The 11,835-nt window shown below is 65.8% G+C and carries 11 protein-coding genes; 4 read left to right on the top strand and 7 right to left on the bottom strand.

Annotation, left to right across the window (positions count from 1 at the left end; all coding sequences use genetic code 11):
* Positions 1 to 275 precede the first annotated feature (275 nt).
* A complete protein-coding gene (locus AC5Y5W_RS08385) occupies positions 276 to 1,559 on the top strand; it encodes an IS110 family RNA-guided transposase (RefSeq protein ID WP_500009964.1) in 1,284 nt (427 codons plus the stop codon).
* A gap of 134 nt (positions 1,560 to 1,693) precedes the next feature.
* On the opposite strand, the gene AC5Y5W_RS08380 is transcribed toward AC5Y5W_RS08385, so the two are convergent.
* Genes AC5Y5W_RS08380 through galT form a run of 6 tightly spaced genes read right to left on the bottom strand, consistent with a single transcriptional unit; the run spans position 1,694 to position 6,501 of the window.
* On the bottom strand, positions 1,694 to 2,860 hold the full coding sequence (locus AC5Y5W_RS08380) for an FAD-binding domain (protein ID WP_500009965.1): 1,167 nt from the start codon (positions 2,858 to 2,860) through the stop codon (positions 1,694 to 1,696).
* Positions 2,857 to 3,603, bottom strand: a complete 747-nt coding sequence (locus AC5Y5W_RS08375) for a Mut7-C RNAse domain-containing protein (protein ID WP_500009966.1) — start codon at positions 3,601 to 3,603, stop codon at positions 2,857 to 2,859. The genes AC5Y5W_RS08380 and AC5Y5W_RS08375 overlap by 4 nt, the downstream gene beginning before the upstream one ends.
* A gap of 47 nt (positions 3,604 to 3,650) precedes the next feature.
* A complete protein-coding gene (locus AC5Y5W_RS08370; protein WP_500009967.1) occupies positions 3,651 to 4,058 on the bottom strand; it encodes a type II toxin-antitoxin system VapC family toxin in 408 nt (135 codons plus the stop codon).
* Positions 4,055 to 4,315, bottom strand: a complete 261-nt coding sequence (locus tag AC5Y5W_RS08365) for a type II toxin-antitoxin system Phd/YefM family antitoxin (RefSeq protein WP_500009968.1) — start codon at positions 4,313 to 4,315, stop codon at positions 4,055 to 4,057. The genes AC5Y5W_RS08370 and AC5Y5W_RS08365 overlap by 4 nt, the downstream gene beginning before the upstream one ends.
* Positions 4,316 to 4,345: 30 nt before the next feature.
* The gene (locus tag AC5Y5W_RS08360) at positions 4,346 to 5,431 is read right to left on the bottom strand and encodes a galactokinase (RefSeq protein WP_500009969.1); all 1,086 of its coding nucleotides are present in this window, start codon (positions 5,429 to 5,431) and stop codon (positions 4,346 to 4,348) included.
* The gene (gene galT / locus AC5Y5W_RS08355) at positions 5,428 to 6,501 is read right to left on the bottom strand and encodes a galactose-1-phosphate uridylyltransferase (RefSeq protein ID WP_500009970.1); all 1,074 of its coding nucleotides are present in this window, start codon (positions 6,499 to 6,501) and stop codon (positions 5,428 to 5,430) included. Before galT ends, AC5Y5W_RS08360 begins: the two co-directional genes overlap by 4 nt.
* 70 nt (positions 6,502 to 6,571) lie before the next feature.
* Between galT and AC5Y5W_RS08350 the strand changes: the two genes are divergently transcribed.
* Positions 6,572 to 8,641, top strand: a complete 2,070-nt coding sequence (locus AC5Y5W_RS08350; RefSeq protein ID WP_500010017.1) for an FUSC family protein — start codon at positions 6,572 to 6,574, stop codon at positions 8,639 to 8,641.
* A gap of 2 nt (positions 8,642 to 8,643) precedes the next feature.
* On the opposite strand, the gene AC5Y5W_RS08345 is transcribed toward AC5Y5W_RS08350, so the two are convergent.
* Entirely contained in the window at positions 8,644 to 9,426 is a 783-nt protein-coding gene (locus AC5Y5W_RS08345) for a glycoside hydrolase family 16 protein (protein ID WP_500009971.1), read from the bottom strand.
* Positions 9,427 to 9,599: 173 nt separating this feature from the next.
* Here AC5Y5W_RS08345 and AC5Y5W_RS08340 point away from each other — a divergent pair, with 173 nt between their 5' ends.
* Together AC5Y5W_RS08340 and AC5Y5W_RS08335 are read left to right on the top strand one after the other, a co-directional pair.
* Entirely contained in the window at positions 9,600 to 11,234 is a 1,635-nt protein-coding gene (locus tag AC5Y5W_RS08340) for a fatty acyl-AMP ligase (protein ID WP_500009972.1), read from the top strand.
* Between the two features lie 93 nt (positions 11,235 to 11,327).
* Positions 11,328 to 11,792, top strand: a complete 465-nt coding sequence (locus tag AC5Y5W_RS08335) for a DUF5994 family protein (RefSeq protein ID WP_500010018.1) — start codon at positions 11,328 to 11,330, stop codon at positions 11,790 to 11,792.
* Positions 11,793 to 11,835 lie beyond the last annotated feature (43 nt).

Below are 11,835 nucleotides of genomic sequence, written 5' to 3'. Positions count from 1 at the left end.
GGTGGATGAAAATCACGTGCCGGCGCGGTTCGGTGCGTGGTTGCGTTCGCTGTGGTCCAGGTTGACGCTTAAGAGGTGTTTCGGCGACCCCGTCCCGCCTTGTTGCTGGTGAGCACGGCTATAGAGCGTGGGGCTGGAGGGCATTCCCTTAGCGGTTATGCGAGGGATGTGGATTGTTGCCGGTGAGCACGCGAGTGAGACTTCTGTTTCATATCAGCCCTCTCCGAAACACCTTTCATTACAACAGTTTTGAGTGTGAAAGGGGATGAATTGTCATGGAAGTGATTCATCCGCGTTGTGCGGGCATCGATGTGTCAAAAAAGGACGCCAAGGTGTGCGTGCGCGTCCAAGGCCGCGGTCGTAAAGCTACATCGTCGACGGTGACCACGTGGACATCGATGACTGGCAGCATTTTGGCGTTGCGGGAGCATCTGATCGCCGAGCAGGTGACATGTGTGGTGATCGAGTCGACCGCGGCGTACTGGAAGCCGTTCTACTTTCTGCTCGACGACACGCTGAACGTGATGCTGGTCAACGCCCGCCACGTCCGCAACGTACCCGGACGCAAGACCGACGTTTCTGATGCGGCCTGGCTAGCTGAGCTGGGCGCTCACGGGCTGGTCCGCGCCTCGTTCGTGCCGCCCGAACCGGTCCGGGTGCTGCGGGATCTGACCCGGGCCCGCACCGCCATCGCCCAGGCCCGCACCAAAGAGATTGGGCGACTGGAGACCCTGCTCGAAGACACCGGGATCAAACTGTCGTCGGTGGCCTGCGAGATCACTGGAGTGTCCGGCCGGGCGATGCTCGAAGCGCTCATCGCTGGCCAACGCGACCCGGCCGTGCTGGCCGATCTGGCTAAACGACAGCTACGCAACAAGATCCCCGCACTAACCGAAGCGCTGCAGGGACGGTTCAACGACCACCACGCGTTCATGGTGCGGCTGCATCTGGACCGCATCGACGCCCACGAGGCCGATATCGCGCGCCTAGATGCCCGCATCGAGGAAGCGATCACACCCTTTCGACCCGCCCGAGACCTACTCGTGAGCATCCCGGGCTGGTCACACGTCGTCGCCGACGTATTCATCGCCGAAACCGGCGCCGAGATGAGCGTGTTCCCCACCGCCGAGCACCTGGCGTCCTGGGCAGGAGTCTCGCCCGGCAGCCACGAATCAGCCGGCCGGATCAAATCGGCAAAAACCCTGCCCGGCAACCGCCACCTCAAAGCCGCCCTCGGGGTGGCCGCTCTGTCGGCGTCGCGCAGCACCAACACCTATTTCGGCGCCCGCTTCCGACGCATCGCCGGCCGTCGATCAGCCCGACCCGGAACCAAGAAGTCGCGCCGCCAGTGCGCCGCCGGGCAGACCGCCATCGTTGCGCTCGAACACAAGATGCTCACCTGCGCCTGGCACATGCTTGTCAACGGCACCTTCTACCAAGACCCCGGCGCCGACTACTACACCCGACACCACCCCGCCAAAACCAAAGCCAGAGCCATCAAACAACTGCAGGCCCTCGGATACAACGTCACCCTCGAACCCCGCACCCAAGCCGCCTAACACCAATGCACAGACCGCTCACCAGCCACTGGTCACCTTGAATTTTCGAGTGAGGTGGGCAAACATCCACATGCCTCCTGACGGTGACTACTGTGACAAATGTGATTGCCGGCAGCGAGCCGAGGCGGAGGTAGCTATATCCCGTAGTCGGGCAGCTCGAAGTCGTCGCGCACGCTGCCGGCGAACAGCGTGGCCAGCGGCCCGACGTTCATCGCGCGCATCACCGCGTTGCGGAACCACAGCCCGAACCGGGTTCGCGCGGTGAAGAACGAGATCAACCGCACCGCGCCGGCTTGCTTACTCTCGATGAACGGACGCAGCCGCGCCTCGTAGGCATCGAAGGCGCGACGATGGTCGCCGGCAGCGCGGGCCAGTTCTCCGGCCAGCACGTACGCCTCGGTAATCGCCAGTCCCGTGCCCTCGCCTCCGAGCAGCGAGATGCAGCCGGCCGCGTCGCCGACCAGCAGTACCCGGCCGCGCGACCATCGGTCCATCCGGATCTGGCTGACGACGTCGAAGTACAGGTCGTCGACTCGGTCGAGTGCTGCGAGGATATCCGGGCATTCCCAGCCGGCATCACCGAACTGGTTGCGCAGCTGGTCTTTTGGTGCCATGCGGGCGTCATCGTGTTCGGCGCGGAAGACGAACAGAAACATCGTGCGGTCGCCGCGCAGCGCGAAGCGTCCAACCTGCCGGCCGGGAGCGTTGTAAGTGACGTAGATCAGGTCGTCGCGGGGCCGGTAGCCGTCGACGACGCACGCGGCGACCTTGCAGCCGAGGTAGTGCTCGAAGTCGTCTTCCGGCCCGAAGACCAGGCGACGCACGTTGGAGTGCAGCCCGTCGGCGCCGATGACAAGGTCGAAATCACGCGGCACGCTGTTCTCGAAACTCAGGCGCACACCATCGTCGTGTTCGTCGATGGTGGTGATGCTGTCGCCGAAGATCGTTTCGACCTCGCTGTCGATGCTGCGGTACATCGCGGCGGCCAAATCGCCCCGGGGCAGGCTGGTGAAGTCGGCACCGAGCACCCGACGAAACACGCCGACGTCCAGGTCTGCCTTCACCTCACCCTTGGAGCCGAGGGAACGTAGGAGCTGAATGTCGTACCCGGCGTCCAGGATCGATTCCTCGATGCCCATGCGTTGCGCCACTTGGTAGCCGACGCCCCAAAAGTCGATCATGTAGCCGCCGGTGCGGAAATTCGGCGCCTGCTCGATCACCGTCGGGGTGTGCCCGGTGCGGTGCAGCCAGTAGGCGAGCGCCGTCCCCGCCACACCGGCGCCACTGATTGCGATTCTCACAGCTGGCCCTGAAGTCGTTCGACGAAAGCGACCAGACCTTCGTGATGTGAACCGGGCCAATAGATTTGACCACAGTCGGCGCAGCGACGGAATTCGTCGTAGTAACGGCGGGTCAATGGTTCGAGGTGCTCGATCACCTCGTCTTTGGAGACGCTGGCCAGCGTGCCGTTGCACCGCACACACCGGGTCAGCGGCGCCAGCCGTTGCCGTAGGTCCAGCCGCCGGATCACCTCGAGCGTCTGTTCTTCAGGCTGCTCTGCATGCACGAACAGACCATGGGTGATCGCGCGACGCTTCAGCAGTCCGCGGTCGCGAGTCAGCAGAATCCGCTGCTGCCGCAAGCTGATATCGGCCAGGGTCTGGTCGTCGGCGCCATGCGTCCACCACACGTCAAAGCCGAGCACCCGCAGCAGCCGGGCGAGCCGGCCGAGGTTGACGTCGACGACAAAGCGCGGATCGCGCAACGGCACCGGCCGCAGCCGCGCCGTCGACCCCACATCGAGCGCCTCGAACATCGGATAGGCGGCGATGCGGTCGCCGGCTGTGGGGCGGAAGCCAAAGTCCTGGGGATCACCATTGACCAGGATCAGGTCGACCTCGGTGTGTGGAATGCCCATCGCCTCCAGCACATCCTTGACCGTCTGATGGGAGCGGAACGGCCGACGCACGGTCGCACCGCGCGACTCGACGCCCAGGAAGTCGTTGAGCTCGGCATAGGCTCGTACGTCCACATAGCCGACCATGCCTCATGCTCGCGCAGGGCCTCGCCACGGCGCAACCCGGTGCCCGGTCAGACCCGGACGACAGTGAGGTCGGCGACGCCGTTGAGGGCGGCGAAGTCGCCATCCTGGGTGATGACCGGCAGTGCCCGCGATGCCGCGATTGCCGCGATCCACAAATCGTTGATCCGGATGCGGCCGCCGCTCTCGGCGAGATGCATACGCAGCCGTGCCCACATGCGTGCGGCATCCTCATCGACGGGCAACATTTCCATGTCGGTAACAGACTCAAGGGTGGCCAATCGTTGCGCCCGGATGTCAGTAGTCCTGGCAGCCAGTACGCCGGCGTTGAGTTCGGCGAGGGTGATGACAGTGGTGGCGACTTCCGTCGGTATCAGCGCCTCGTCGAGTTGGCGTCCGGTTTCGGTTGCGATGAATACGGATGTGTCGAGCAGTCCCGCGTCGGGCATATCGTTCATCCGATCGGCCCGAGATCGTCTGTCGTGTCGCCGGCGAGCGCCGCGAGGTCGTCGCGTAAGCCTGGATCGGCTTGTGCGCGGCGCAATCTCGTCAGGAACTCGGTTTTGTTCAGCCAACGTCGACGCTGCGGTTGAACTGCTGTGAGCACTGCGACGGCGCGACCACTGACCGTGATGGTGACATTCTCCCCCGCTCGCACGCGGCGAAGCACCCCCGCCGTGTCGTTGCGCAGCTCACGGGAAGCCACTTCAGACATGCTACGATCGTAGCACATCCGTAGCATGAGTTATATACACGCGCCAGCACCGTGGGCAGCGTGAGTCTCGGTGATCAGCGGTTGCTGGTATCCGGCGTCGTCGACCGCGCGTCGCACCGCCTCGCTAACCGCCCCAACCCGATCGACCGGCACCAGCGCGATCACACAGCCGCCAAAGCCACCGCCGGTCATCCGGGCACCCAGCGCACCCGCACCTGTCGCGCTGTCGGCGATGAGATCGATGTGGGCGGTGGTGATCTCGAAGTCGTCACGCATGGAGAGGTGCGAGGCGGTGAAAAGTCGACCGGCTTCGGCGAAGTTGGAATCACCCAGGGCGGCAACGAAATCCAACACCCGCTGGTTCTCGGTCAGCACATGGCGGGCACGACGGGCATCGATCGGGTCGCCAACGCCGTTCAGTGCCGAAACGTCCCCGACATCACGCAGCGACGGCACCTGCAGCTGGGCGGCAACCCGCTCGCAGGATGCGCAACGGGCGGCGTATTCCCCGCCCGCGTGAGTGTGCCGGGCCCGGGAATCGATCAGCAGCAGCGCCACACCGCACGCGTCGGGATCAAACGCCACCGGCGCCACGGTGAGTTCACGAAAGTCGATCAGCAGCGCCGTCGACGGCGCACCGAACAACGACGCCAACTGATCCAGCAAACCCGTTGGGACACCGACATAGTCGTTCTCCGCGCGCTGCGCCAACCGGGCCTGCGTCATGCGGTCGATGTTGTGACCGGCGGCGGACAGCATCGCGCCCAACGCAGCGCATTCCAGCGCCGCCGACGACGACAGGCCCGAACCGATCGGGACGTCACTGGTGATCGACATCGCACCACCGCACACCGGGTGGCCAGCGCTGCGCAGCGCCCACACCACCCCAGCCACATAACCGGCCCAGCCGGTCACCTCGCCGGGTGCCGTGTCGAGCGGGATCCGCACCGAGCCGTCGATGCCGTCGCTGCACACGGTGATCGCATCGGTGTCCTCGGGCACGAACGTCACGGCGGTGCGCTGCGGCAACGCGATCGGCAGCGCGAAACCGAGGTTGTAGTCGGTGTGCTCGCCGATCAGGTTGATTCGGCCCGGTGCGGAATAGCTGACTGTCACGCGAGTTCTCGCAGCCGTTGGGCCACACTCTCCGGGGTCACGTCGCTGATGAACGCATCCATGGCCGACTCGGAGGCCGCCAGGTACTTGAGCGCGGTGGCGCTGCGACGAATCGACATCAGCTCGACGTGAAAGTAGCCTTCCCGCTGTGCGTCGGTGTACTGGTGCAGCGCCGACATGTACGGCAGCGGAGCCGAATACATCCGGTCAAACCGCCGAAGCAGGTCGAGATAGATCTGCGCGAACCCGTCCAGCTCCGCCTCATCGAGCTCGACGAGGTTGTGCACGAACCTGTTCGGGTAGATGTGCACCTCCACCGGCCAGCGCGCAGCAAACGGCACGAACGCCGTGAACAGCTCGGTGCGCGCGACAATGCGACTCCCGTCGGCAACCTCACGCTCGAGCAGTTCGGCAAAAAGATTGCCGCCGTGTCGCTTTCGATGTTTACCAGCCTGATCCAGCATGGCGGCGGTGCGCGGGGTCAGATAGGGATAGCCGTAAATCTGGCCGTGCGGATGGGTCAGCGTCACGCCGATCTCCTCACCGCGGTTCTCGAAGCAGAACACCTGCTCGACCCCGGGTAGCGCCATCAGATCGGCGGTGCGGTGTCGCCACGCCTCGACAACCAGCCGGGCATGCGGCGGTTCCAGGGCGGCGAACGAACCGGTGTGGTTGCTGGAGTAGCAGATCACCTCGCAGCGGCCGCGGCCCGGCGCCGGCATGAATCCCTCCGGCACCGCCAGAGCCGACTCGGCGGCGCCGGACAGGCTCGGGAACCGGTTTTCGAAGACGACGACGTCGTAATCCGGCGCGGGCACCTCGCTGGTGAGCCCGGTCGGTCCCGGACACAGCGGGCATTGATCGGGCGGCGGTTTGTAGGTGCGGTCTTGGCGCAGCGCCGCGACGATCACCCACTGGCCGGTCGAACGGTCGAATCGCAACTGCGAGTGGAGCCCGTCGCGCTTCGGCAATGGCCGCTGATCGGCAACCGGTGCCGGAACATGCCCAGGTAACGCGAAGAACAGCAGGTCACGGCCATCGGCCAGCTTGGCCCGCGTCGGCGCCGTCACGGGTCGAACAATAATCGACGGCGTGGACGACACCCGGATCACCGCACGCTTCGAGCGCGCGCAGAACTGGGTGATCGGCGCCGATCCCGGCCTGCTGCGGCTGCGGATGGCCGGCCGCACCACCGCCGCGCTGGCCTGCGCCCTGGCCATCCTCTACCTGCTGACCAGGGCGACCGGCCAGCCCGTCACCGTGGCGCTGCTGGGTGTGCTGATCACCATGATCTCGGCGCGATCGGTCAACGAGCCCGACCCGCGGCGACAGAAGATCACCATGCTGCTGCTGCCGCTGCCCGCGGCGGTCGCCGTCTCGGCCGGCACGCTGCTCGGACCGTACAAGGTGGTCAGCGACGTCGTGTTCGTGCTGGTCGTGTTCGGCGCGGTCTACGTCCGCCGGTTCGGTCCGCGGGGGCGGGCGCTGGGGATGGTCACGTTCATGTCGTACTTCTTCACGCTGTTTCTGCATGCCCGCACCACCGAATTGCCGTGGCTGATCGGGGCAATCGTGGTGGGCACCCTCTGCAGTTTGGTGCTCGGCGTGTACGTGTTGCCCGACCGGCCCGAACGTGTGCTGCGGGCCAGCATGCGCTCACTGCGGGCGCGGATGGCCATCGTCGTCGATACCACCGCCGAGGCGCTGCAGGCCGGCCGGTTCGACGAGCGGCGGCGCCGCCGGCTGCGGATCCGCACCGCGCGGCTCAACGAGACCGCGTTGATGGTGCAGAGCCAGATTGAAGACAAGGTCAACCCGGCCGCGGTGTGGGCCGGGGTCACCGGCGAGCAGCTGGCGCTGTGGTTGTTCGATGCCGAGCTCACCGTCGAACGCGTCGCGACGGCCGGCGCACGAGCCGCCGCCGCCGACATCCCCGCTGCGGCCCGCGCCGCACTGGCCGCCACGCTCGCCCAGCTCGCCAGGGCCATCCGGGTGCCCCGACCCGGCGAGCTGCAGCGGGCTGCTGGCCTGGCGCAGCAGCTGCTCGATCAGTACGCCGACGACGCCGCCGTGCGCCGGCTGGCATTGGCGATCACCGCGACCGCCACCGCGGCCGCCGAGGTGCGTGCGCTGGTCGACCAAGCGGTCACCGAGAGCGCGACGGAGCCGCCGGCTCCCGCAGTCACCGATGAGCAACCCGTCACCGGTCTGCGGCCCACCACGCGGCAAGCCGTCCAGGCCGTCGTCGCCGCGTCGTTGGCGATCATCGCCGGCGAGTTGGTGTCGCCGGACCGCTGGTATTGGGCGGTGATCGCCGCGTTCGTGGTGTTCGCCGGCACCAACTCCTGGGGCGAAACCCTGACCAAGGGTTGGCAGCGGCTGCTGGGCACCGCGCTCGGCGTGCCCAGCGGCGTGCTGGTGGCCACCCTGGTCTCCGGCAATGGTGTGGCGTCGCTGGTCTTGATCTTCGTATGTCTGTTCTGCTCCTTATATTTCATGAAGGTCGCCTACAGCCTGATGACGTTCTGGATCACCACGATGCTGGCGTTGCTGTATGGCCTGTTGGGGCAGTTCACCTTTCACCTGCTGGTGCTGCGGATCGAAGAGACCGCGATCGGCGCCGTCATCGGCGTCGCGGTGGCGATCCTGGTACTGCCGACCCATACTCGCGCGGCGGTGCGCGACGACGCCCACTCATTTTTGACGACGCTGGCCGCGCTGATCGACACCTCGGTGGCGACGCTGCTCGGCGACGGCGCCGCTGCGAGTCCGACCGAGAAGGCGCGCCAACTCGACCGCGATCTACAGCAGTTCCGGGTGACCGCCAAACCGCTGCTGGCCGGCGTCGCCGGACTCAACGGGCGGCGCAGCATCCGCCGCGGCCTGCGGGTGCTCAACGCGTGCGACCACTACGGACGAGGCCTGGCCCGCAGCAGCGACCGCTACGAGGCCGACGGTGAGCTGGCCGACGCGATCACCTCAGCGGCCGCGCAGGTTCGCCGCAACATCGACGTGCTGGACACCCGCGACCAGCGCTTACCGGTCGTTCCCGCCACCGACTTCGTCGACGCCGCAGAGAGTCTCGCCTGTCAGTTGGACAGTGAAGCAGATACTCAACGACTGCTCACCGCCTTGCACGCGCTACGGCAGATCGACCGGGCCGTCGTCACCGAGGCGATCGATCTCGGCGCCAACGACGGTGTGCGCTAGCCCTACCAGACCCGCACCCAGTCGATGAGCATCTCGGCCGGATAGCTACCGGGCCCGGGATCGCCGCCGCCCGAACCGGCGACCGCCAGGTTGAGCACTGGAAAGACTTGGTAGCCAGGGTCATTGAACGGCCAGTCGGCAATCGAATTCGCCGGCACCGTGAAATATGGCTGCGCGCCGTCGACGTAGTCCTGGTAGAACCGCATCCCGGCGTCATCCCACTGGCATCGCCAGTTGTGCCACCCGCTGTCCAGCGCGATGTTGTGCGTCGCCCATTCGGCGCCGTTTGCTTTGGTGTGGACGGTGGTGGCCGAGGGCCAGCTGCCGTTGCCGTACCACTCCATGACGTCAATCTCGCCGTTGTTGTCGTTGCCTAACCAGAAGGCCGGCCAGCAGCCGGCGGTCAGGCAGTTGAGTTTGATCCGGGCTTCCCAGGTGTGGCCCATGCCGCCGCGCCACGGACTTTGCACTTTGCCGCTGTAGTAGGTGTTGCCGTCTTTGGCGGCGCGCAGAACCAGGTTGGAATTGCCGTCGAGGAAAACATTTTTGCGGTCGTCGCGGTACTGGCCGACGTTTTCCGGTCGTTCCCAGTACGTCGGGTCTTTCATCGACTCGCGGGCTTTGGCGATCGTCCACTTCGACTTGTCGGGGGCTGAACCCGCCGGGCCGTCGAACTCGTCGTGGAAAATGTAGTTCCCCTGGCGGTCGGCCCGGGCCTCTGGCAACGGGATCGCAGCCGCCAGCGCGCCGAAGCCCATCGTCAGCATCATGTCGCGACGATTCATCTCAGATACCGCCCATCCCCGATCGCGCTAGCCCCCCCAATCGGTGCCATGAAACCACATGGTCACGGCGCGTCGCCCGATCAATACTCGTTTCCGGCGTCTCGGCCGCGTACCGTCACCATGTCACCCCATATTTCCCGAGATGGCCAGACCTGGAAGCTTCGGAGGTGGCGGTGAGTCAGTTCGTCGAGACGATGCTGCGTGCCGCGGAGTCGAGTACCCGCGGCCTGGTGACCGGTGAGCCTGGTGCGCCAATTAGATGCACGTGGATGGACGTTCATCAGCGTGCTCGACGGGTGGCGGGCGGTTTGGCCGTGCTGGGCGTTGGCCCTGGTGATCGGGTGGGTGTGTTGGCCGGGGTGCCGGCAGAGATCGCGCCGACCGCCCAGGGGCTGTGGTTGCGCGGGGCATCGTTGACGATGCTGCACCAGCCGACGCCGCGCACCGATCTGCAGGTGTGGGCACGCGACACCTTGGCGGTCATCGCCATGATCGAGGCGACGGTGGTGATCGTGTCGGATCCGTTCATGGCTGTCGTGCCGACGTTGGCCGAGCGGGACGTCACGGTGGTCACGATCGCTCAGTTGCTGGCTGCCGCGCCGATCGACGCGGTGGACAGCGGTGAGGCTGATCTGGCGCTACTGCAGTTGACGTCGGGATCGACGGGATCTCCGAAAGCGGTGGCGATCACCCACGCCAATGTGATCGCCAATGCGCAGGCGATGTTTGACGGCGCCCGGTATGAGCTGGATACCGATGTGATCGTGAGCTGGCTGCCGCTGTTTCATGACATGGGCATGACCGGGTTTCTGACGGTGCCGATGTTGTTCGGCGCCGAGTTGGTCAAGGTCACGCCGATGGATTTTCTGGGCGATATCTTGTTGTGGCCGAGGTTGATCCATAACTACCGCGGCACGATGACGGCGGCGCCGAACTTTGCATACGCATTGTTGGCCAAGCGATTACGCCGACATGCCCGGCCAGGTGATTTCGATTTGACGTCGCTGCGGTGGGCGCTGTCGGGTGCCGAGCATGTGGAGCCGGGCGATGTGGAGGACCTGTGCGCGGCCGGGGCACCGTACGGGCTGCGCCCGGAGGCGATCCTGCCAGCCTACGGGATGGCGGAAACCACTGTGGCGGTGTCGTTTTCGGAATGTGGCGGCGGAATGGTGGTCGACGAGGTGGATGCAGACATGCTCGCGGTGTTGCACCGAGCGGTGCCCGCCACCACAGGCAACACCCGTCGGCTGGCGTCGTTGGGCCCACCGTTGGCTGGTGTCCAGGCCCGCGTCGTGGATGAGGACGGCGCAATTCAGCCAGCCCGCGGCGTGGGGCTGATCGAGGTACGCGGGGATCCGGTGACGTCCGGCTACGTCACGATGGGCGGTTTCGTGTCCGCTCAGGACGACCTGGGCTGGTTCGACACCGGTGATCTGGGTTATTTGACCGAGTTGGGCCACGTCGTGGTCTGCGGCCGGGCCAAAGACGTGATCATCATGGCGGGGCGCAACATCTACCCGGCGGATGTAGAACGGGCCGCCGGACGAGTCGCCGGGGTGCGGGCCGGTTGTGTGGCGGCCGTGCGCCTCGACGCCGGACATTCCCGGGAGTCGTTCGCGGTGGCGGTCGAATCCAACCGGGTCGACGAGCCCGCACAAGTGCGGCGCATCAGGCGTCAGGTGGCCCACGAGGTCGTCACCGAAGTGGCGGTGCGGCCGCGCAACGTCGTGGTGCTGGCGCCGGGGGCGATCCCCAAGACACCATCGGGAAAGCTGCGCCGCGCCTACGCGCTATCACTCGTCAGCTGACCGGCAGAGGCGGGGCGTAACCGGTGGCGTAGCGTCATGCGCAAGCCGTTTCGTTGTCCGCGGGGGATGCCGACCGTAAAGGAACCGCCTCCGATGAGTTATCTGGTTGCGACCCGGCGCCGAGCCAATCCAGTGCGGCTTTCGGTGGCCCGCGAGCTCGGCCACGACATCGACGGCGCGTGGTGGCCACGCGTAGACCGCATCACCAATGAATTGCCCAGCCTCGTTGGGGTTCTGACGCCGCTGCTCGGAGAGATCACTTCCATTAACGTCAACTGGCCATCGTTGGAACGCCCGCCGGACTTCAACTGGCCAGGATGGGAACACAAACGCCAGCACGTCATGACGTTCACTGGCGGAAGTGCGTGCGCCAATTTGCTGATCATCCCGTACGCCACCTACAGCGCGCTCGCCCTGATGGTGATGCGCTGCGCCGCCAAACTGCCCGTCGTGCCGGCCGACCGGGAAAAACCTGCGTTCCTGACCGCCGACACGATCCTGCGAACCGCCCGCCAACAGCGCGCCGCAGTCTATGCGGGCAAGCCGTTCTTCAAATAGCCCCGGGTCACAGAAGTCACGCCTGCACCAAATTCCAAGGATG

The sequence above is a fragment of the Mycobacterium sp. NGS51 genome, assembly GCF_059812525.1.
Note: the sequence above shows the minus strand (reverse complement) of the source record. Positions and strands in the feature narration are given on the sequence as shown.